General features: G+C 70.4%; 17 protein-coding genes and 1 riboswitch. Of the genes, 2 read left to right on the plus strand and 15 right to left on the minus strand.

The window, feature by feature from the left end:
* Positions 1–317: 317 nt before the first annotated feature.
* Positions 318–1,661 (plus strand): HNH endonuclease, encoded by a 1,344-nt coding sequence (locus tag WFJ17_RS04550; RefSeq protein ID WP_336647793.1) that lies wholly within the window; start codon positions 318–320, stop codon positions 1,659–1,661.
* Positions 1,662–1,984: 323 nt separating this feature from the next.
* On the opposite strand, the gene WFJ17_RS04555 is transcribed toward WFJ17_RS04550, so the two are convergent.
* From WFJ17_RS04555 to WFJ17_RS04600, 10 genes are all read right to left on the minus strand, one after another.
* Positions 1,985–3,931: a primary-amine oxidase gene (locus tag WFJ17_RS04555; protein WP_336647794.1), complete on the minus strand. Its 1,947-nt coding sequence runs from the start codon at positions 3,929–3,931 to the stop codon at positions 1,985–1,987.
* A 25-nt stretch (positions 3,932–3,956) separates the two neighbouring features.
* Positions 3,957–5,504, minus strand: coding sequence for an APC family permease (locus tag WFJ17_RS04560; RefSeq protein ID WP_336647795.1), 1,548 nt, complete (start codon positions 5,502–5,504; stop codon positions 3,957–3,959).
* Positions 5,505–5,673: 169 nt separating this feature from the next.
* Positions 5,674–7,131 carry an MFS transporter gene (locus tag WFJ17_RS04565; protein ID WP_251438483.1) on the minus strand — a complete coding sequence of 486 codons (1,458 nt, stop codon included), beginning with the start codon at positions 7,129–7,131 and terminating at the stop codon, positions 5,674–5,676.
* A 215-nt stretch (positions 7,132–7,346) separates the two neighbouring features.
* A complete protein-coding gene (locus WFJ17_RS04570; RefSeq protein WP_251438482.1) occupies positions 7,347–7,703 on the minus strand; it encodes a Fe-S protein in 357 nt (118 codons plus the stop codon).
* Between the two features lie 132 nt (positions 7,704–7,835).
* A complete protein-coding gene (gene ribH / locus WFJ17_RS04575) occupies positions 7,836–8,309 on the minus strand; it encodes a 6,7-dimethyl-8-ribityllumazine synthase (protein ID WP_251438481.1) in 474 nt (157 codons plus the stop codon).
* The gene (gene ribA, locus WFJ17_RS04580) at positions 8,306–9,595 is read right to left on the minus strand and encodes a GTP cyclohydrolase II (protein WP_336647796.1); all 1,290 of its coding nucleotides are present in this window, start codon (positions 9,593–9,595) and stop codon (positions 8,306–8,308) included. The genes ribH and ribA overlap by 4 nt, the downstream gene beginning before the upstream one ends.
* A complete protein-coding gene (locus WFJ17_RS04585; protein WP_336647797.1) occupies positions 9,592–10,296 on the minus strand; it encodes a riboflavin synthase in 705 nt (234 codons plus the stop codon). Before WFJ17_RS04585 ends, ribA begins: the two co-directional genes overlap by 4 nt.
* Complete coding sequence (gene ribD / locus WFJ17_RS04590) at positions 10,296–11,378, minus strand: bifunctional diaminohydroxyphosphoribosylaminopyrimidine deaminase/5-amino-6-(5-phosphoribosylamino)uracil reductase RibD (protein WP_251438478.1); 1,083 nt, start codon at positions 11,376–11,378, stop codon at positions 10,296–10,298. Before ribD ends, WFJ17_RS04585 begins: the two co-directional genes overlap by 1 nt.
* 51 nt (positions 11,379–11,429) lie before the next feature.
* Positions 11,430–11,579: riboswitch (FMN riboswitch) on the minus strand.
* Between the two features lie 82 nt (positions 11,580–11,661).
* Positions 11,662–12,537 carry an Fpg/Nei family DNA glycosylase gene (locus WFJ17_RS04595; RefSeq protein ID WP_251438477.1) on the minus strand — a complete coding sequence of 292 codons (876 nt, stop codon included), beginning with the start codon at positions 12,535–12,537 and terminating at the stop codon, positions 11,662–11,664.
* 128 nt (positions 12,538–12,665) lie between these two features.
* Entirely contained in the window at positions 12,666–13,235 is a 570-nt protein-coding gene (locus WFJ17_RS04600; RefSeq protein WP_336647798.1) for a GNAT family N-acetyltransferase, read from the minus strand.
* Between the two features lie 427 nt (positions 13,236–13,662).
* On the opposite strand from WFJ17_RS04600, the gene WFJ17_RS04605 reads away from it, so the two are divergent.
* A complete protein-coding gene (locus WFJ17_RS04605; protein WP_251438475.1) occupies positions 13,663–14,445 on the plus strand; it encodes a hypothetical protein in 783 nt (260 codons plus the stop codon).
* Positions 14,446–14,847: 402 nt separating this feature from the next.
* Here the strand turns inward: WFJ17_RS04605 and trpS are convergent, their stop codons facing one another.
* The 5 genes from trpS to sdhA form a co-directional block, all read right to left on the minus strand.
* The gene (trpS, locus tag WFJ17_RS04610) at positions 14,848–15,852 is read right to left on the minus strand and encodes a tryptophan--tRNA ligase (protein WP_292881609.1); all 1,005 of its coding nucleotides are present in this window, start codon (positions 15,850–15,852) and stop codon (positions 14,848–14,850) included.
* Between the two features lie 58 nt (positions 15,853–15,910).
* A complete protein-coding gene (locus WFJ17_RS04615) occupies positions 15,911–16,804 on the minus strand; it encodes an exodeoxyribonuclease III (RefSeq protein ID WP_336629543.1) in 894 nt (297 codons plus the stop codon).
* Between the two features lie 9 nt (positions 16,805–16,813).
* Positions 16,814–18,031 carry a YihY/virulence factor BrkB family protein gene (locus WFJ17_RS04620; protein ID WP_336647799.1) on the minus strand — a complete coding sequence of 406 codons (1,218 nt, stop codon included), beginning with the start codon at positions 18,029–18,031 and terminating at the stop codon, positions 16,814–16,816.
* A 152-nt stretch (positions 18,032–18,183) separates the two neighbouring features.
* A complete protein-coding gene (locus WFJ17_RS04625; protein ID WP_251438472.1) occupies positions 18,184–18,957 on the minus strand; it encodes a succinate dehydrogenase iron-sulfur subunit in 774 nt (257 codons plus the stop codon).
* Positions 18,957–20,783 (minus strand): succinate dehydrogenase flavoprotein subunit, encoded by a 1,827-nt coding sequence (sdhA, locus tag WFJ17_RS04630; protein ID WP_251438471.1) that lies wholly within the window; start codon positions 20,781–20,783, stop codon positions 18,957–18,959. Before sdhA ends, WFJ17_RS04625 begins: the two co-directional genes overlap by 1 nt.
* Positions 20,784–20,828 lie beyond the last annotated feature (45 nt).

Genomic DNA, 20,828 nt, shown 5'->3' on the forward strand with positions numbered 1-20,828 from the left:
TTCCTTCCGGGGTCGTTGGGTGAGGGGCGTGTGGGGGTTCCTTCCGGGGTCGTTGGGTGAGGGGCGTGTGGGGGTTCCTTCCGGGGTCGTTGGGTGAGGGGCGTGTGGGGGTTCCTTCCGGGGTCGTTGGGTGAGGGGCGTGTGGGGGATCCTTCCGGGGTCGTTGAGCGAGGACGCCGAAGGCGACCGAGACGAAACGCGGCTTCCCGCAGATCTCCGCCAAGCGTCGCCCGTGTTCCGGAGAATGCCTGTTCAGCGCGTGAATCCGGCTGTGGATAACTTTCGAAGATCTCTTCGATACCTGGTAGGATCGAGGCATGACCAGCACCCTTGATCCGCTCCTGGAGGCCACCCGGCTTCTGGCTGCGGCGTGGGGTGATGCGTCCTCTGGTGCAGGGTTGTCGCGGGCGCAGCTGGTCGTCGTGAATGAGGCGATCGGGTCGGCGAGACGGTGTCTGGACGCGGTGCATGCGGAGGTCGCGGCGGGCATCGCCCACGAGTCACGCCCGGAGCTGGGGCCGGAGTCGTTGGCGAAGCAGCAGGGGTTCCGGACCACAGCGCAGTTGATCGCGACGACCACGGGCGCGACCACCGGCGACGCCGCCCGGCTGGTGCGGGTGGGAGAGGCGACGGCGCCACGCACGAACCTGATCGGGGAGTCGTTGCCCGCGAAGTTCCCGGCCGTACGGGAGGCGCTGTCGGCGGGCCGGATCGGCGCGGCCGTTGCGAGCACCATCGTGACTTTCCTGGAGCGGGTCCGACGGACCGTGGGCGCTGCGTGCGGTGGTGAGGCCGAGGAATTCCTCACCGCGAGGGCTCCGGGCCTCTCGCACGACGAGGTACGGCGGATGATCACTCGCCTGGAGGCGCATCTGGATCCGGACGGGCTGGCCCCGCGGGAGGACGAGCTGCGGGCGAGGGCCTCGCTGTCGATGTTCGAGCGGGACGGGATGCTGCACCTGACCGCGACTCTGGACCCGGCCCGGGGCGCGGCGGTGAAGACGGCGATCCAGGGATTCGTGTCGGCGGAGTTCGCCGCGAAACGAGACGGCCGTGATCCGCAGGCTCTCGATGCGGATCGGCGCCCGGTGACCGCGATCCAGGCGGACGCGCTCGTGCACCTCGCGGAGCATGCCTTGTCGTGTCTGAAGAACAAGACGTTGAACGGGGCGACGGTGATCGTCAGAGTGAACGCCGCGGATCTGGAGGCCGGGACCGGATCCGGACTCGTCGACGGGATCGAGCAGCCTGTCAGCATCGACACCGTCCGGCGCATGGCCGGCGGAGGCGGGACCATCCGGTGGGTGTGCGGGGAGGACGGGGAGGTCCTGAACTGGGGTCGGGACCGGCGCCTGTTCAGCCGCGCCCAGCGTCTTGCCCTGGCCGAACGGGACGGCGGATGCGCGTTCTGCGGCCTGCCGCCGGGGATGACGAAGGCGCATCACATCGAGTGGTGGAAACGCGACCGCGGGCGCACGGATCTGAACAACGGGGTGTTGTTGTGCGAGACGTGTCATCATCTGATCCACGACAACGGCTGGGGTATTCGCATCGAAGGGGTCGGCGTACGCGCGAAGGTCTGGTTCCTGCCGCCACCGTCGACCGACCCGAATCGAACACCGCGCCTCGGCGGACGAGCACGCACGGAGATCGTGGCCTGACGGTCCGGTCGCACGCGCTGATGCCACCGCCGGCGGTCGTTGAGCGAGGGGCGTGTGGGGTTCCCCCGGGGTCGGGGAGCGAGGGCGTGCCGGGGGCCCCGCCGGGGTCGTTGAGCGAGGGGCGTGTGGGGTTCCCTCGGGTCGGCGAGCGAGGGCGTGCCGGGGCCCCGCCGGGGTCGGCGAACGAGGGCGTGCCGGGGCCCCACCGGGGTCGTTGAGCGAGGACGCCGAAGGCGACCGAGACGAAACGCGGTGCCCTCACGAGAGCACCGCGTTTCGTCTCGGTCCGGCTGCGCCGGCGCGCGCTCAACGACCCCAGGAGGTCAGCAGCGGCACTCGCCGTCGGGGCAGTGCGCGCAGGCGTGACCGCTCGGCGACGGCGGCACGTCGAGTGCGGGGTTCTTGTCGAAGAACCCGGTCGGCTTGAGCGTGAAGCCGGTGTAGTCCACGGGCATGATCGGCCAGTCCTCGGTGCGCGGGAAGTGCGTCAGGCCGAAGCTGTGCCAGAGCACGATGTCCTCGCCGTCGATCCCGCGGTCCGCCTTCTGGAACTCCGGCAGGCCCGGGGATCCGACGCTCTGGTTCACGAAGTCCCCGGCGGGGTAGCGCTCGCCCTCCGCGTAGCGGGTGACCCACAGGTGCTCGGTCGCGAAGGCCGCCCGCCTGCTGATCGACGAGCCGTCGGCGGCGGCGAGCGTGGGCTGGCCCTCGGGGAACAGCGTGTAGGCGACGGGCTCGCCCACGACGTTGCGCTTCTCGGTGTTGACGACCTCCCATACCCGGCCGAGGGAGCCGTCGGCGCGGCGCCGGGCCTCCGACTCGGTGCCCAGCACCCGACGGGACCGGGTGAACGCGTTGCCGTGCGGGTTGCCCTCGCCCTGCGGCACCCGCTTCAGATCGAGCTCGTGAACGGCGTTGCGCTCGCCGTCGACGGCCATGTCGAGCCGCGCGCAGAAGAGGTGCTGGTGATAGGGCGCCGCAAGCCCCGGAGCGATCTGCGAGGCGTAGGGGTAGCCCTCGCCGGGGTAGCGCGCGGTGAACACGATGCCCGTCGCCTTGGCCTCGAACTGGATCGTGCCGTCCAGGGAGAAGTACCAGTAGAAGCCGTAGTCGTAGTTGCCGACGGTGGTGAAGAAGCTCACCACGAGCCGGCGCTGGCGGCGCGACGAGCGGTGCTGCGCCCACTCGTCGGTGTGCTTCCAGAGCAGTCCGAAGTCCTCCTCGTGGATGCAGATGCCCTGCGGGATCTCCCGGGGATTGCCGAAGTCGTCCGCGACCACGGGGGAGAGGTAGGTGATCTCACCGAGGCAGTCGCAGCCGAGCTCGAGCGAGTTCGCGTCGCGGCCGACGAGGTACTCGCCGGTGTCGAAGTAGTTCTGCCAGGAGCGGTACGGAGCGGGATCCCCGTAGGGCACGACCATCTCCGCGATCGAGGCGCGCTCGACGATGGAGCGACGGGTGCCGTGGTCGTCGAACCCGATCTGGCCGAGCACGAGCCCCTCCCGCGCATCGAAGCCGACGTGCAGGTCCCACTTCTGCCAGCGCAGCACGTTGCCGTCGAGGGTGAAGCTCGGGCCCTCCGGCTGGGTGATGTGCAGGGGCTTCAGATCGGTGCGGAGGGGACCGGTGATCTCCGGATCCTCGAAGTTGTCGTTCGCCATCGGGATCGCCGCCGGACCGTCGTCGATGATCCGCACGACTTTCCGCTCGATCATGTCGACGAAGGCGACCAGCTGATCCACCGGGTGGCCCCAGGCGTAGTCGTGCTCGTCCCGCTGCACGAAGGCGAGGCCGCGCAGCAGGCGCCTGCCCTCCTCGCCGTCGTAGTCGAAGATGCCCGCGCTCAGCGGAGCCACTCGCACATCATCCGGGGTGAGTCCGCGGGAGGCGAGCGCGGACCGCCAGCCCTCGTCGGCCTTGAGGATCCCCTCGATCGCGTCGAACTCCTCGAACAGCACGGGGGCCTGACCGCTCAGGGCGGGGTCGACGTCGACCGCCGAGATCGTGGTGCCGGCGCGGAGGTCGATCAGCACGTCGGTGGTCGCGCCGGTCGCGGTGTCGAGCAGGATGGCCCTGGCCTCGCGCGGCACCGGCCCGCCGGAGCGGAGCACGGACTTCGCCGGCTCGCGGAGCGAGAGGTACGCGACACGCACGCTCTCGCCGAGGCGGCCCTCGGCGACGAGGTGGTCGCGCGCGGCGGTGATCTCGGTGGCACTCAGCGGATCCAGCGGGTGGGTGGCGACGCTCGTCGCGGTCTCGGGAATGGTCACGGTGTCTCCTTCTGGCGGACCGGGGTCACGGGATGCGGGTGGCGGGGCGGTTCTCGTGGGCCGCGAGCGCGTCGACCTCCGCGGCCGACTCGGCGGCGGGATCGTCGGGAGAGTATCCCGGGCGGCGCCGTTCGTACAGGTAGCCGACGAGGGCGAGCAGGGCGATCACGACGAGGGTGCTGATCGTGAAGCCCTCGAAGGTGAGGCGATCGACCCCCCACACGTCGTGGAAGTCGTAATCGACGCCGAAGAGGGCCTCCAGCGTGCCGGGGAAGACGGCGACCCAGGATCCCAGCACGACCCAGGCGTAGATGACGACCGTGCAGATCCACAGCCCCGCGGTGCCGCCCGGCACGCGGAACGGGCGCGGGACGTCGGGGTGCTTCCGGCGCAGCGCGATGACCGTGGGGAAGATCACCAGGTACGACAGCAGCAGGGTGGAGATCGCCACCGTCAGCACGACCGTGAACGCGGCGGCGGCGCTGCCGCTGAGCAGCACGGTCGCGGCGATGCAGAAGACGGTGGCGACGATGCCGGAGAGCATGTTCATCCGCACCGGGGTGCCCAGGCGCGGCGAGAACCGGCCGAAGTAGCGGAAGAAGGCCCCGTCGGCGCCCGCCGCGGCCTGCACCCGGTCGGACGCGATCATCCAGGCGCTCGCCTGCGTGAGCACGACGAAGACGAAGACGATCGCCGCGAGCCACATGAGCGGGCCCGCCGCGGGGCCGTAGACCCGGAACACCTCCTTGAAGGCGTCCAGCAGGCCGGTGGCGCCCTGCACCTTGTCGGCGGGGAGCACGGCGAGGATGGCGAAGATCGGCACCAGGTAGCACAGGATCGAGATCAGGCCCGAGGAGGCCACCGCCTTGGGCACGTCCTTCTGCGGGTCGCGCATCTCCTCGGCGGCGCCGTTGGGGGCCTCGAAGCCGACGACCGCGAACAGGATCACGGGAGTCACGGCGAGGAAGCCGCCGAGGGTGGGAGAGAACTCGCCGGCCGCGTAGCCGTGCACGCCGTTCTGGAGGGCGTAGATCACCACCGTGACGACGAAGATCGCCAGGAGCGCCACCTTCGCGATGCCACCGACGGCGACGATGATCTTGCCGTAGCGCAGTCCGATGATCGCGACGAGGATCGCGAGCCAGATGAACCCGATCTTGAAGGCGTAGTCGCCGATGCTGCCCGAGGGCAGAGGAGAGATGTAGGCGTCCCAGGTGGCCGCCGAGATGAACACGAGCGAGCCGCCCATCCAGAGCGGGTTGGTGATCCAGTAGAACATCGTGGCGATCGAGGCGGCGAGCTTGCCGAAGGCCAGGCGGACCCAGACGAACGGGCCGCCCTCCTCATGGAAGGCGCTGCCGAGCTCGGAGACGACGAAGGCATAGGGGAGCAGGAACGTCACACCGATCACCAGCGTCCAGGTGAACGCCTGCGCCCCGCCTCCCGCGGCGATCTGGGCGACCGTGTCGATCGAGATGATGGCTGCGATCGACAGGAAGATGATGTCGAGTCGGCCCAGCGTCTTGCGGAAGTTCTCGGTGCGTATGGCGGATGTGGCGATCTCAACGCTCATCAGGACTCCTCTGTCCGTCTCGTGCGGATCTGCGCGGCGCCGTGCAGGGCTGCGACGGTGCTCTTCGGGTGATGGAGCCAGTCAACCCCGCCCGGGTTCGATCGCGCCAATACACAGTAAAGCGGCGCTGCATCAATTGAAATGATGCAGCGCTGCCGATGCCCCGGGCTCAGAGCAGAGCGGGGGCGCCGAGGTCGTCCTCGTACGCGTGGTCCTTGGTCTCCGGGATGAGGATGAGCGCGATCAGCGTCAGCACCGCCATCGCCGAGAGGTAGATCCCGACGAGCACGGGGGAGCCGTCGGCCAGCTGCCAGAGCCACACCGCGATCAGCGGCGCGACGGCCGCGCCCAGGATCGAGGACACGTTGTAGGCGACGGCGGACCCCGTGTAGCGGACGTTGGTGGGGAACAGCTCGGGCAGCAGGGCGCCCATCGGGCCGAAGGTCGTGCCCATGAGCAGGAAGCCCAGGATGAGGAACGACTGCGTGAGGACCACCGCGAAGGGCTCGCCGGCATGCCGGCCGAGGAACAGCGGGAACGTGAAGCCGAACAGGATGATCGCGACCGTGGTCCAGATCAGGAGCTTCCGGCGGCCGATCCGGTCCGCCCAGGGGCCGGACAGCAGGGTGAAGATGCCGAAGAAGACCACGCCGACGATCTGCATCACCACGAAATCGGTGTAGCCGAAGCCCTGGCCCGGATAGAACTGCGCGGCGAACGCGGCCGCATCGAACGGGGCGCCCTTGGCTTCGGCTGCCTTCTGCGCGGCGGCCGAGGCGACCTCCACCGACGACGGCTTGGTGCCGAACGAGAGCGTGAAGTTCGTCATCAGGTAGAACAGCACGTAGGTGGCGAGCATCACGAACGTGCCCAGCACGAGGTGCTTCCCGTGGTGGCGGAACACCGTCGCCAGCGGGAGCTTGCGGATCGCGCCGGTGTCCTCGGCCTTCTTGAACGTCTGCGACTCGACGAGGCGGAGCCGCACCCACAGGCCGATCACGACCATGACCGCGGAGAACAGGAACGGCACCCGCCAGCCCCAGCTCAGGAAGGCCTCGGACTTCTGCGTCGGATCCGTGGCGTGCGGCAGGAGCGCGTTGATGATGAGGAACAGGCCGTTGGCGATGATGAACCCGAGCGGTGCGCCCAGCTGCGGGAACGAGCCGTACCAGGCGCGCTTGCCCTCGGGAGCGTTCTCGGTCGCGACCAGGGCCGCGCCCGACCACTCACCGCCGAGGGCGAACCCCTGCGCGAGCCGCAGGATGAGCAGCAGCAGCGCCGCCCACCAGTTGATCTGCTGGAAGGTCGGCAGCACCCCGATCAGGAACGTCGCGATGCCCATGGTCAGCAGCGAGGCGACGAGCGTGGCCTTGCGCCCGTACCGGTCGCCGAAGTGCCCGAACACCATGGCGCCGATCGGGCGGGCGATCATCGCGGCGCCGAAGACGCCGAACGACGCGAGCAGCGCCGTCGTGTCGTTCCCGGTCGGGAAGAACAGGATCGGGAAGACCAGGACCGCCGCGGTCGCGTACACGTAGAAGTCGTAGAACTCGATCGTGGTGCCGATGAGGCTGGCGAGGATCACCCTCGATCGGGGATTCGCGGGTGCGGTCGTCTCGGTGCTCATGCGGTCCTCCGGTCGGTGCGTCGGTCAGTGCCCGTCAGGCCCCCAACCGCACGACGAGCACGGGGGAGTCTACGCCCGGCGTTCAGCGGATCCACAGGCGGACACGCGCGCACGGCGGAGTGTGACGCCGCCGCCGGGATCCGGAAACGCGAGAACGCGGGATCCGACGGATCGGATCCCGCGTTCTCGCTGTCTCTGCGGAGGTCAGTGCGGCGTCACCAGATGGCGGCGATGCCCGCGTTCGCGGCGGTCAGGATGCCGACGAGCCAGAACATCGCCGGCGGGACGGCCTGGCCGCGCTTCTGGCGGGCCGAGCCGATGCCGATCAGGGCGCCGATGATCAGCAGGATCACGAGCTTGGTGCCGATCTTGGCGTAGTTCATGCTCACGCCTTCGGGGAGGCCCCAGGGCGCGGCGAGGGCGAGCCCGGCGACACCGGCGATCGCGAGGCCGGTGTTCATCAGGCTGGTCATCTGCTTCTTGCCGCCGAAGGCCTGCACGGCCCAGGCGCCGAACAGCGTGGCGAAGCCGAGGAGATGGACGAACAGCACGATGTGGCGCAGGGTTTCCATGACCTCAGGCTAGGCCCGGGCGGGTTCCGGCGCCAGGAAGGTGCACCTCTCCCACCGTCTCCAACTGCGAGTCGTCCCCCTGAGCACGACCGATAGACCGTGCTCAGGGGGACGACTCAAGAGTCGCGGCGGTCAGCCGCGCAGGGAGCGGATGACCTGGGCCGTGCGCAGCGCGGCGTCGGCCGCCTCGGCGCCCTTGTCCTCCTTGGAGCCCGGAAGGCCCGCGCGATCGAGTCCCTGCTGCTCGTCGTCCAGGGTGAGCACGCCGAAGCCGACGGGCTTGCCGGCGTCGAGGGCGACCCGCGTGAGACCGTCGGTCGTGGCGGCCGAGACGTACTCGAAGTGCGGAGTCCCGCCCCGGATGATCACTCCGAGTGCGACCACGGCATCGGCGCCGCCGGCGAACGCCGCCTGCGCGGCGACCGCGAGTTCGAACGAGCCGGGCACACGCACCAGGCGGTGGTTCGCCCCGGTCTCCTCGAGCACGCGCTGCGCGCCCGCGATGAGACCGTTCGTGATCGTCTCGTGCCAGGTGCCGGCGACGATCACGACGTTCAGGCCGCTCGCGTCGAATCCGCCGGTCTCGGGTGCTCCTGCGCCGCTCATGCGCGGTCCTCTCCGTTGTCCGTACCGTTCGCGGCCAGGGCGGCGGCGAGTTCGGACTCGCCGATGATGTGACCCATGCGGTCGCGCTTGGTCTCGAGGTACTGGTGGTTGTTGGGGCCGACGCCGACGATCAGCGGAACCTGCTCGATCACATCCAGGCCGAGGTCGCGCAGTTGCGCCACCTTGTCGGTGTTGTTCGTGAGCAGGCGCACCTTCCTGACGCCCAGATCGGTCAGGATCCCGGCCGCCGCCGCGTAGTCGCGGGCATCCGCGGGCAGGCCCAGCGCGAGGTTCGCATCGACCGTGTCGAGACCCTCCTCCTGCAGGGCGTAGGCGCGCAGCTTGTTGATGAGACCGATCCCGCGTCCCTCGTGGCCCCGCATGTAGATGACGATGCCGCCGTCCTGCTCGATGGCGTCGAGGGCCGCTTCGAGCTGAGGACCGCACTCGCACTTGAGGGATCCGAACGCCTCGCCGGTCAGGCACTCGGAGTGCACCCGCACGAGGGCCGTCTCCGTGGGCTCGCCCGAGACGACCGCGATGTGGTCGGTGCCGGTGATGCGGTCCTTGTACGCGAGGAAGCGGAACACGCCGTGCGTGGTCGGCACGGTCGCGTCGGCGCGCAGGCTCACCCTGCGGCGGGTGTTGCTCGCGACGCAGTCGGCCTCGTCGCGCGGATCGACCTCGTTGAGATGCGCGACGAGCTGCTCGATCGTGATCACCGGGATCCCGTCGCGCTCGCCGAGCTCCAGCAGTCCGGGCAGGCGCATCATGCTGCCGTCCTCGGCGACGACCTCGGCGATCGCGCCGACCGGGCGCAGGCCCGCGAGACGCAGGAGCTCGACGGCCGCCTCGGTGTGCCCGCCGCGCTGACGCACACCGCCGTCGACCGCACGCAGCGGCAGCACATGGCCCGGGCGGATGAGGTCGGACGGGGTGGAGGAGGCATCGGCCAGCACGTTCAGCGTGCGGGCGCGGTCGGCCGCGCTGATGCCCGTGGTGACGCCGGAGGCGGCGTCGACGCTGATCGTGTACGCCGTGCCGCGGGCGTCCTCGTTGGCCTCGACCATGGGCGGGAGGTTCAGCGCGTCGGCGATGTCCGCGGGCATCGGCGCGCACAGGTATCCGGAGGTCCAGCGCACGGTCCAGGCGATCCATTCGGGAGTCGCGAGCTCGGCGGAGAGGATGACGTCCCCCTCGTTCTCGCGGTTCTCGTCGTCCGCGACCAGCACGGGGCGGCCGGCGCGGAGCGACTCCAGCGCCTCTTCGATGGTGGAAAGGCTCATCGGGAGCCTCCTTCCGTGGTGGCGGCGCGGTCGGTGCCGGGGCCTGCGGCCGTGTCTTCGGTGATGCCGGCGGCACGGAAGGCGAGCAGACGCTCGACGTGCCGGGCGAGGATGTCGGTCTCGAGGTTCACGCGGTCGCCGGCGACGCGGGATCCGAGCGTGGTCGCGGCGAGCGTCTCCGGGATCAGGGAGACCTCGAACCAGTCCGCCGCTTTCGCACCCGTCTGCGCGCCGGGCGCGGGAGGCGCGCTCACGCTGCTCACGGTGAGCGACGTGCCGTCGACCGAGATGGATCCCTTGTCGACGACCAGGGGGGCGAGGTCGTGCGGCAGGGAGATCCGCAGGACGCTCCACTGCGCTCCCGGGCGTACCTCGAGCACCTCGCCGACACCGTCGACGTGGCCCTGCACGATGTGGCCGCCCAGGCGCGCGCCGACCGGCATCGCCTTCTCGATGTTCACGCGCGTGCCCACGGTCGCGCCGCCGATCGCGGCGACGTCGAGCGTCTGCTTCATGACGTCGGTGTCGAACGTGTCGGCGGTGGATCCGACCACGGTCAGGCACACGCCGCTCACGGCGATCGACTCGCCGTGCACCGCGTCGGACGCGGCCTTCGGCGCACGCACGGTCAGCCGCCAACCGTCGCCCGCGGGCGCGATCGCGGTGATCTCGCCGATCTCCTCGATGATTCCGGTGAACATCAGGCAGCTCCTTCGTTCCGGGAGATGTACTCGTCTGCGGGGAGGGTCGACCCGGCCGTGTCCTCCGCGGCACCGGCCGGACGGGCGACCGCCAGCAGATCCGCCCCGAGCGGCAGCCACCGGTCGACGATCAGGCGCCGGGCCTCATCGATCGTGGTCACGCCGATGTCGCCGAGTGCGAGCTTCGGACCGCCGAGCAGCACAGGGGCCACATACGCCAGGACCTCGTCGGCGAGGCCGGCCGCGAGGAAAGCGCTGGCGAGCGTGGGGCCGCCCTCGATGAACACGCGCTGGATCCCGCGATCCCGGAGGTCCGCGAGGACGCCGTCGAGGTCGTGGCCGGGGTAGAAGAGCGGCGCCTGCGGATGCCGTCGCACGGCGGCGTCCGACGGGGTCTCCCGTGCGCCGATCACCACGGGAACCGGCTGGTGGGGATGCAGTGCGGCGCCGTCGCGCGCGGTGAGAGCGGGGTCGTCCGCGAGCACCGTCCCCGTGCCGACCACGATCGCGTCCGCAGCGGCACGACGGCGGTGCACGTCGGCCCGCGCCTCGGGACCGGTGATCCACTGACTCGATCCGTCTGCGGCGGCGGCGCGGCCGTCCAGGCTCTGCGCCCACTTCACGGTGATGTGCGGTCGGCCCAGCCGCTGCACCGTCAGCCAGTCGTCGATCAGGGCGTGCGCGGACGCGGCCTGCTCGCCGGCCACGACGTCGATCCCCGCGGCGCGCATCCGCTCCGCGCCTCCGCCGGAGACCGCCCCAGGGTCGTCCAGTGCGTAGAGCACGCGCGCCACGCCGGCGTCGATGAGCGCCTGCGCGCAGGGGCCGGTGCGCCCGGTGTGGTTGCACGGCTCGAGCGTGACCACGGCGGTCGCGCCGCGCAACTGGTCCGGGGTGAGCTTCGAGAGCGCGTCGACCTCGGCGTGCGGGGTTCCCGCGCCGCGGTGCCAGCCCTCGGCGAGCACGTCGCCTGCGGGGGAGAGGATGACGGCGCCGACCTGGGGGTTCAGCCCCCGGGGCCCGCGGCGGGCGATCTCGAGCGCATGGGTCATCGCCGCCCGCTCCGCCGCTGTCGCCGTCATGTCGCCTTCTTCGTCCTGGTCCAGATGCCGGGGGCGGGCGCACGACGATCGTGCGTGCTGCCTCTCATCCGGACTCGCAAGCCTTCGCTCGCATCACCGTCGGTCCCGGAATTCCACCGGATCGGCCTCGGATCCGTATCGGATCCTCGGTTCGCGGACTGTCACCGCCGGTTCGGATTCTCACCGACCCCGGAGCACGTTGTGTTGCTCTCAGCTTAGTCAACGCGCGGATGCCGGTTTCATTCCGATGGATGCGTCTGTGACTGCTCATGTCGGGCCGAGGTCACTTGAGCAGCCGGGACAGCCGGCGGTCGGCCAGCACCTTGCCGCCGGTCTGACACGTCGGGCAGTACTCCAGGGAGCGGTCGGCGAAGAACACGCTGCGCACGGTGTCGCCGCAGACCGGGCAGGGCTCGCCGCGGCGGGCGTGCACCTGCATGCCGCGCCGCTTCGCGTCCTTCAGGTCGGCGGGGGGCTTGCCGCTCGCGGCCGCCACCGCTTCGCGCAAGGTGGTCTGCATCGCGTCGTACAGCCGGGTCACGTCGTCCTCGTCGAGTCCGCCGGCGGGTGCGTAGGGCGACATCCGGGCCGCGTGCAGGATCTCGTCCGAGTAGGCGTTGCCGATCCCGCCGATGACGGCCTGGTCGCGCAGCAGCCCCTTGATCTGCGTGCGCCGGCCCGTGAGCAGCGCCGCGAACGCCCCCCGGGTGAACGCGGGGTCGAGGGGATCGGGTCCGAGCCGCGCGATTCCCGGCACGTCGTCGGGATCGCGGACGACGTACACCGCCAGCGACTTCTTGGTGCCGGCCTCGGTGAGGTCGAATCCGCTGCCGTCGTCGAACGCGATCCGCAGGGCGATCGGCGACTTGCCCGGCCGGATCAGCGTCGTGGGAAGCGCGTCGTACCAGCGCAGCCATCCGGCCTTCGCGAGGTGGAACACGAGGTGCAGGCGCGGCTCGGCTTCGCTCCGCAGCGTCAGATCCAGGAACTTCCCGCGCCTCGTCGCGCCGCGGATCGTGGATCCGGGCAGCGCGGTGACCGGCGGGTCATAGGTCTTGAGCGCCGAGATGGCCGATACCGACGCGCGCGTGATCGTCAGGCCGACCGCGCGCTCGCCGAGGAAGTCGACCAGCCCCTGCACCTCAGGCATCTCCGGCATGGGTTCATCCTGCCACCCGTGCCCGACATCGGGACAGGGCCGCCGGACTCGGGCCGCCGGGCTCGGGCCGCCGGACTCGCGCCGCCGCCGAGGCGCGCGCGGGCCGCGATCGGCGTCGAGGAGGGGAATCAGCCGAGGTCGATCGGCCAGGCGACCGGGGCGCGGTCGTCCGTGCGCAGGAGCCCCGCGATCCATCCGTCGTCCCGCCCACGCGGGCTGGTGAGGAATCGGCGCTGCGTGCCCTCGAACCGGAAGCCGAGCCCGCGGGCGCTCCGCGCCGACGGGACGTTGCCCACCACGGCCCGCCAGGTGAGACGCGCGAGCCCGAGCTCGGCGAAGCCCCACTCGATCACGGCGCGGGCGGCCTCCGTGATGTAGCCGTTCCCCCGGGCCGGCGCGGCGACCCAGTAACCGAGTTCGGCGTCGCCGCCCGTCGGGTGATCGGTGATGTGGTGCAGCCCGATCGCGCCGACGAGGAGCTCGTCCGCGTAGATCGCCCACACGGTCTGGGATCCGTCCGCCCACCACTCGCCGATGAGCCGGACGAAGTCCGCGGCGTCCGTGCGGGCGTAGGGACTCGGAACGGTCGTCCAGCGGGGGATCTCCGGATCCTGGCACGCCTCGGTGATCGCGTCGACGTCGGCGGACGTCGGGGCGCGCAGGATCAGGCGGGGCGTGCGCAGCTCGACCGGTTCCATCGTCTCAGCCTAGGGCGACGGTCTCAGCCCAGGGCGACGGTCTCAGCCCAGGGCGACGGTCTCAGCCTAGGCGACGGTCTCAGCCCAGGGCGACGGTCTCAGCCCAGGGCGACGCCGGGGGGCTGCCCACCGCGCCGGCTCTCCACGGGTGGCTCTGCCGCCCCGCCCCCATACACAACGCAGGAGAAGAAGGGTCCAGATCCCCGATGAGCCCGGGCAGCGGCCTGTTCTCCTGCGTTGTGTTCGCGCGGGAAACCTGACCACGACTTCCTGCACAGGACATGCAACGGAGCATCTGTGCACCGATCACGCGGAGGCGCCTCCGAGGCGGTGCGCCCGCGGGAACGATCGCCGTATGGCTGTCGTCGACGCGTTTGGGATTCCGCTGGATCGCTCCGTCTCCTTCCAGGAGCTCAGGGGAGCGGGGATGACGCGCGTCCAGATCCGGGACGCGGTGCGCGAGGGCTGGCTGAGGCATGCGCGTCGCGACGTGTACCTCTCGGCTGACGTGCCGGAATCGGTGTTCCGCGCACAGCGGGTCGGCGGGCGGCTCGATTGCGTCTCCGCCCTCGAGCTGATGGGCGTGTACGTGCACGAGAGATTCCGCCTGCACGTCCAGGTGGACCCGCGGCATGCCCGGCTCCGCTCGCCCGTGTCACGTGCGAAGAGGCTGGGCAGCGACGGTGCGAGCGCTGTCGTTCATTGGCGCGACGTGCGCGGCGACGCGCACACGGTCGATCCCGTCAGCGCGATCGTGCAGTCCTTCGGCTGCCAGGAGCCGCGGCACGTCGTCGCATCCATCGACAGCGCCTTGCACCTCGGGATCATCGACCAGGACGACCTCGACGAGATCTTCGCACGCGTCCCTCGCCGCTTCCGACGTCTTCGACGCCTCGTGGACGGGCGTGCGGAATCCGGCCCGGAGACACTGGCGCGCCTGCTGGTGCGGCAGTTCGGCCGGTCCGTCGAGGTGCAGAAGACGATCGCGGGAGTCGGGCGGGTGGACCTGGTCGTCGATGGCTGGATCGTGATCGAATGCGACAGCCGCGCGCATCACTCCGGGTGGACCCAGCAGGAGCAGGACCGATTTCGCGACCTCGCACTCGCTGCGCGCGGGTATGTCAGCATTCGTCCCACCGCCAACATGATCCTCACCACACCGCGTGTGCTCACAGATGCCGTCCGGGCTCTTCTGGCCCTTCGCCGCTGAGGCGGAGAGACAGAACGCAGGAGAAACGGCACCGAAAGGGCCGGGGACGCCCGAGGGGAGCGGATTCTCCTGCGTTGTGTCGGTGCGCGGGGTGCAACCCGCGGGATCGGGCACCACGACGTCGGCCCGCCATGGCTCTCGGGTCGCGACTCGCGCCGCCGTCGCGACTCGCGCCGCCGTCGCGACTCGCGCCGCCGTCGCGACTCGCGCCGCGTCGGACCCGCGCCGGGTCGGGCCCGCGTCGTCGACCCAGACCCGCGCCGCGGTCGCGACCCGCATCGTTCCCCGCCGCGTCGGACCCGCGCCGGGTCGGGCCCGCGTCGTCGACCCAGACCCGCGCCGCAGTCGCGACCCGCGCCGCGTCGGGCCCGCGTCGTCGACTCAGACCGGCGGCGCCGCGTGTCAGACCCGGCGGAGCAGGCCGACCCGGTCGTACACGTCGGCGAGGGTCTTGTCGGCGACCTCGTCGGCACGGGCGGCGTTGGCCGCCAGGATCCGATCCAGCTCGGCGGGATCGGCGAGCAGCTCGTTCGCGCGCTCGCGAACCGGGCCGAACTCGTCCACCACGACTTCGGCGAGCCCCTTCTTGAAGTCGCCGTAGCCGCGGCCCGCGTACTCGTCCTCGATCGCCGGGATCTGGCGGCCCGTGAGCGCGGCGTAGATCGTCAGCAGGTTCGAGACGCCGGGCTTGTTCTCGCGGTCGTACCGGACGGATCCCTCATTGTCGGTCACGGCGCGCATGATCTTCTTCGCCGACTTCGCCGGGTCGTCCAGCAGCCACAGCACGCCCGCATCCGTTTCGGCCGACTTAGACATCTTGGAGGTCGGGTTCTGCAGGTCGTAGATCCGCGCGGTGTCCTTCTGGATCACCGGGATCGGCACGACGAACGTCTCGCCGAAGCGCGAGTTGAATCGCTCCGCGAGATCGCGGGTCAGCTCGACGTGCTGCTTCTGGTCGTCGCCGACCGGCACGACGTCGGTCTGGTAGAGCAGGATGTCGGCCGCCATCAGTACCGGGTAGGTGAACAGCCCGACCGACGTCGCGTCCGCGCCGAAGCGCGAGGACTTGTCCTTGAACTGGGTCATCCGGCCGGCCTCGCCGAAGCCCGTGATCGTGCTGAGGATCCAGGCGAGCTCGGCGTGCGCGCGCACGTGCGACTGCACGTACAGCGTCGACTGGGAGGGCTCGATGCCCGCGGCGATGTACTGCGCCGCGGTGCGACGGGTCTTCTCGCGCAGCTCGGCCGGATCCTGGGGAACGGTGATGGCGTGCAGGTCGACCACGGAGAAGAACGCGTCGTAGGAGTTCTGCAGGTCCCGCCACTGCAGCAGCGCTCCGATGTAGTTGCCGGCCTGGAGGGAGTCGGCGGAGGGCTGCATTCCGGAGTAGAGGCGGGGTTTCGTCACGCGTCAATCCTACGGGGGCGGAGCACCGCCCCCGACTCGAGCGGCCGGCGGGAGCCGATCAGAACGTGTAGTCGACGATCACCGGGGTGTGGTCGCTCCAGCGCTCGGCATAGGTCGCGGCGCGGGCGACGCGGTAGTTCGTGGCCCGCTCGGCGAGCGGGGCCGTGGCGAGGTGGTAGTCGATCCGCCAGCCCGAGTCGTTGTCGAACGCCTGGCCGCGCATGGTCCACCAGGTGTAGGGGCCGGCGACCTCCCCGGCCGCCGCGCGTCCGACGTCGACCCACCCGAGGCCCGTGCCGTCGCCCTCCGCCGCATAGGGGCGCGTGTCGCTGAGCTGGCCGACCATGCCCCGGCCAATGCCCTCCTGGCCGACGACGGGTTCGCCCGCGGCGCCGAGGAACCGATCGAAGTAGGCGCGCTCCCGCGCCAGGAAGCCGGACTTCTTGACGTTGCCCTTCCAGTTCAGGATGTCGAGCGGGCGATGGCCGACGTTGAGATCGCCGGTGACCAGCGCCATCGCGCCGTCGGCGCCGAGCTCGCGCATCCGGAGGGTCATCGCATCGAGGAACTTCCACTTCTCGTCCTGCTTGGGCGTATCGGCCTCGCCGCTGTGCACGTAGGCGCTGACGACCGTGAGCGGAGTCCCGCCGAGGGAGAAGTCGGCCTCGAGCCAGCGGCCCTTCGAGTCGAAGTCATCGGGGCCGAGTGCGGTGCGGGACGCGACCGCGGGCTCACGGCTCAGCACGGCGACGCCCGCGCGCCCCTTCGCGGTCGCCTCATCGTGCAGGATCGACCAGCCGGGGAACGCCTCCTCGAGGTGCGCGTCCTGCGCGCGCACCTCTTGAAGGGTGAGGACGTCGACTCCGGCATCGTCGAGCCAGCCGTGCATCCCGTTGCGGACCGCGGCGCGGATCCCGTTGACGTTGACCGTGGCGATACGCAGGTGAGGCATGGATCCAGCCTAACGAGCGTCTCCGACATCGGTTTCCGGGCCCGGCGCGGCCAATGCGCGCAGCCGCCGCGCGATCGGGGTCTCCGCGCTCGCGGCGCGTTCGGCCTCGACCTCGGCGCGACGGCGGGCGGCGATCGCCAGGTCGTCCTCGGCGTCCTGCAGCGCGCGGGCGGCGCGCCGCCGGCGGTACCAGGGCGTGGCGCCCAGCACCGCGGTCGCCTCGCGCACGCGGATCGCCGCGTCGGCCTGAGCCTCCGCCAGCTCCCCGAGACGACGCGCGAACTCGTCCTCCGGCACCAGCGCCTGATCCCGGTCCGATGCGGTCACCGCGATCCAGGCGGCGGCGACGAGGATCACGATCGCGACGAGGCGGAACCACAGCAGGAAGCCGATGATGACGGAGAACGTGGCCAGCAGCGGGTTCGTGGGGGAGTAGAGGAAGAGCAGCCCGGCGCCGACCTGGAGGATCGCGAGAGCCGCGCCGCCCAGGAGCGCCCCGGGCCAGATCGTGCGCCAGGGCAGTCTCGTGCCGGTGAGGAAGCGCACCAGCATGGCGAGCGCCGCGGCGTTCACGCCAAAGGAGAAGAGCAGCGACCCGGCCTGACTGAGCACGTTGACCCACATCGACCCGTCCTGGGCGCCGACCAGCCGCAGGATGCGTCGCAGCGCGCCGGTGCCGATCGCGCCGAGCGCGGCGGCGAGGATCTGCGCCAGACCGAACAGCAGCGCCGCGACCAGGTCCCTCGCCTTGAGCAGCACGTAGTTGCGCCGGTCGAACGGCAGTCCGAAGATGTCGCGCACCGCCCGGCGGGCGAAGGTGACGAATCCGATCGCTGTCCACAGTGCGACGAGCAGGGCCACCGCACCTGTCGCGAGCAGCACGCTGGCGTTCTTGGTGGCGATGTCGGCCACGGCCTCGGGAGTGGCGAGACCGTGCTCGCTGATGAGGTGGGGGATCGCGCCGTTGATCAGGTCGATCATGTGCGCGATGGCCGCGTCGCTGGCGCCCAGCCAGAGCCCCACGATCGCGAAGGCCGTGTAGAGGACGGCGAACACGGTGAACAGCGACTGATAGCTCAGACTGGCGGCCAGCAGGAAGCCGTTGTTCTGCAGGAAATGCCGCCACACGCGGATGGGGAAGGCGCGCATCGTGCGCCGGGTGATCGCGGCGGCGCGCCCGATCGGCGCCTCGAGGCGCGCACGCAGGTCGGGCCCGGAATCCACCACGCTCTCACCCTAGCGACTGCGTTCGGCGGGCGATGTCCGTCCCGGACGGACGGGATCCGGCGCGTGCATCCCGCGCCGCGAGCGGATCCCCGCGCCGGGACGACGACGGCCGCCTCGCGGATGCGGGGCGGCCGTCGTCGACGGGGAGCGGATCAGGGGCGACCGCGCAGGATCGCCTGCTTGACCTCGGCGATCGCCTTCGTGACCTCGATGCCGCGGGGGCACGCCTCGGTGCAATTGAAGGTCGTGCGGCAGCGCCACACGCCCTCCTTGTCGTTGAGGATGTCCAGGCGCACGTCGGCGCCGTCGTCGCGCGAGTCGAAGATGAAGCGGTGCGCGTTCACGATCGCGGCGGGGCCGAAGTACTGGCCGTCGGTCCAGAACACGGGGCAGGACGAGGTGCACGCGGCGCACAGGATGCACTTGGTGGTGTCGTCGAAGACCGCGCGGTCGGCGATCGACTGCACGCGCTCCTTGCCCTTCTCCGGCTCGCTCTTGGCGAGCAGGAACGGCTTGACCTCGCGGTAGGCCGCGAAGAACGGATCCATGTCGACGACGAGGTCCTTCTCCAGCGGCAGGCCCTTGATCGCCTCGACGTAGATCGGCTTGGAGATGTCCAGGTCCTTGATCAGCGTCTTGCAGGCGAGGCGGTTGCGACCGTTGATGCGCATCGCGTCGGATCCGCAGATCCCGTGCGCGCAGGAGCGCCGGAAGGTGAGGGATCCGTCGACCTCCCACTTGATCTTGTGCAGGGCGTCGAGCACGCGGTCCGTGGAGTAGAGCTCCACGTCGTAGTCGACCCAGTGCGGCTCGCTGTCGACCTCGGGGTCGAAGCGGCGGATGTTGAACGTGACCAGGAACGACTGCACGCCGGTGTCCTCGACGACGGACTCGGCGACGACTTCCTCCACGACCTGAGCGGACATCAGTACTTCCTCTCCATCGGCGGGTAGTTCAACTCGCCCTGCTCGTTCTTGGTGAACACGACGGGCTTCCAGTCCAGCTTGATGTGGTCGCTGGCGTCGGACGAGTGCGGGTCGCCCACGAGGTACGCCATCGTGTGCTTCATGTACTTCTCGTCGTCGCGCTTCGGGAAGTCGTCGCGCATGTGGCCGCCGCGGCTCTCCTCGCGGTTCTGCGCGGCGTAGACGACGACCTCGGCGATGTCGAGCAGGAAGCCCAGCTCGACGGCCTCGAGCAGGTCGGTGTTGAACCGGCTGCCCTTGTCGTCGACGTGCACGTTCTTGTAGCGCTCGCGCAGCTCCTCGATGACGCCGAGCACGTGCTGGAGGGAGTCGTGCGTGCGGAACACCTGCGCGCCCTTGTCCATCTCCTCCTGCAGCTTCTTGCGGAGGACGGCGATGCGCTCGGTGCCGGTGTTGTTGCGCAGGCCCTCGAGCATCTCCTTGACCGCGGTCTCCGGCGCCTCGGGGAGGGGCAGGAACTCGGCGGTCTTGACGTACTCGACCGCGTTGCGGCCCGAGCGCTTGCCGAACACGTTGATGTCCAGCAGCGAGTTGGTGCCGAGGCGGTTGGCGCCGTGCACCGAGACGCACGCGCACTCGCCCGCCGCGTACAGGCCGGGAACGATCGTGTCGTTGTCGGCGAGCACCTCGCCGCTGTTGTTGGTGGGGATGCCGCCCATCGCGTAGTGCGCGGTCGGCATCACGGGGACCGGCTCGACGACCGGGTCGACGCCCAGGTAGGTGCGCGCGAACTCGGTGATGTCCGGCAGCTTGGTCTCCAGCACCTCGGCGCCGAGGTGCGTGCAGTCCAGCAGCACGTAGTCCTTGTGCGGGCCGGCGCCGCGGCCCTCCGCGACCTCCTGCACCATGCATCGCGCGACGATGTCGCGGGGCGCGAGGTCCTTGATGGTGGGGGCGTAGCGCTCCATGAACCGCTCGCCCGAGGCGTTGCGCAGGATCGCTCCCTCGCCGCGGGCGCCCTCGGTGAGGAGGATGCCGAGGCCGGCGAGGCCGGTCGGGTGGAACTGGAAGAACTCGAGGTCCTCCAGGGGCAGGCCCTTGCGCCACACGATGCCGACGCCGTCGCCCGTGAGGGTGTGCGCGTTCGAGGTGGTCTTGAAGACCTTGCCGAAGCCGCCGGTCGCGAAGATCACGGCCTTGGCGTGGAACACGTGCAGCTCGCCGGTGGCCAGCTCGTAGGCCACCACGCCGGCGATCCCGGTCTTGCCCTCGTCGTTCTTCACGGTGATGAGGTCGAGCACGTAGAACTCGTTGAAGAAGTTGATGCCGAGCTTCACGCAGTTCTGGAACAGCGTCTGCAGGATCATGTGCCCGGTGCGGTCGGCGGCGTAGCAGGCGCGGCGGACCGGGGTCTTGCCGTGCTCGGCCGTGTGGCCGCCGAAACGGCGCTGGTCGATCTTGCCCTCGGGCGTGCGGTTGAACGGCAGGCCCATGTTCTCGAGGTCGATGACCGCGTCGATGGCCTCCTTGGCCAGGATCTCCGCGGCGTCCTGGTCGACGAGGTAGTCACCGCCCTTGACGGTGTCGAAGGTGTGCCACTCCCAGCTGTCCTCCTCGACGTTCGCGAGCGCCGCGGCCATGCCGCCCTGCGCCGCGCCGGTGTGGGAGCGCGTCGGGTAGAGCTTGGAGATCACGGCGGTCTTCGCGCCCGGACCCGCCTCGATGGCCGCGCGCATGCCGGCGCCGCCGGCGCCGACGATCACGATGTCGAACTGGTGGTGGTGCACGCCGTTCTTGACGACGGAATCCTGGGTCTCAGTAGTCACTGGAATCTGCCCTAACTCTCTCTATGATCTCGCCGCTGTCGCCGG

This window comes from Microbacterium sp. MMO-10 (genome assembly GCF_037148715.1).
In the GTDB taxonomy this organism is placed as follows: domain Bacteria; phylum Actinomycetota; class Actinomycetes; order Actinomycetales; family Microbacteriaceae; genus Microbacterium.

Excerpts from the sequence above, each read along its gene's own strand:
- WFJ17_RS04550 (WP_336647793.1), top strand. The coding sequence starts at position 318 with ATGACCAGCACCCTTGATCCGCTCCTGGAGGCCACCCGGCTTCTGGCT.
- WFJ17_RS04560 (WP_336647795.1), bottom strand. The coding sequence starts at position 5,504 with ATGAGCGTTGAGATCGCCACATCCGCCATACGCACCGAGAACTTCCGC.
- WFJ17_RS04565 (WP_251438483.1), bottom strand. The coding sequence starts at position 7,131 with ATGAGCACCGAGACGACCGCACCCGCGAATCCCCGATCGAGGGTGATC.
- WFJ17_RS04570 (WP_251438482.1), bottom strand. The coding sequence starts at position 7,703 with ATGGAAACCCTGCGCCACATCGTGCTGTTCGTCCATCTCCTCGGCTTC.
- ribH (WP_251438481.1), bottom strand. The coding sequence starts at position 8,309 with ATGAGCGGCGCAGGAGCACCCGAGACCGGCGGATTCGACGCGAGCGGC.
- ribA (WP_336647796.1), bottom strand. The coding sequence starts at position 9,595 with ATGAGCCTTTCCACCATCGAAGAGGCGCTGGAGTCGCTCCGCGCCGGC.
- WFJ17_RS04585 (WP_336647797.1), bottom strand. The coding sequence starts at position 10,296 with ATGTTCACCGGAATCATCGAGGAGATCGGCGAGATCACCGCGATCGCG.
- ribD (WP_251438478.1), bottom strand. The coding sequence starts at position 11,378 with ATGACGGCGACAGCGGCGGAGCGGGCGGCGATGACCCATGCGCTCGAG.
- WFJ17_RS04595 (WP_251438477.1), bottom strand. The coding sequence starts at position 12,537 with ATGCCGGAGATGCCTGAGGTGCAGGGGCTGGTCGACTTCCTCGGCGAG.
- WFJ17_RS04600 (WP_336647798.1), bottom strand. The coding sequence starts at position 13,235 with ATGGAACCGGTCGAGCTGCGCACGCCCCGCCTGATCCTGCGCGCCCCG.
- WFJ17_RS04605 (WP_251438475.1), top strand. The coding sequence starts at position 13,663 with ATGACGCGCGTCCAGATCCGGGACGCGGTGCGCGAGGGCTGGCTGAGG.
- WFJ17_RS04615 (WP_336629543.1), bottom strand. The coding sequence starts at position 16,804 with ATGCCTCACCTGCGTATCGCCACGGTCAACGTCAACGGGATCCGCGCC.
- WFJ17_RS04625 (WP_251438472.1), bottom strand. The coding sequence starts at position 18,957 with ATGTCCGCTCAGGTCGTGGAGGAAGTCGTCGCCGAGTCCGTCGTCGAG.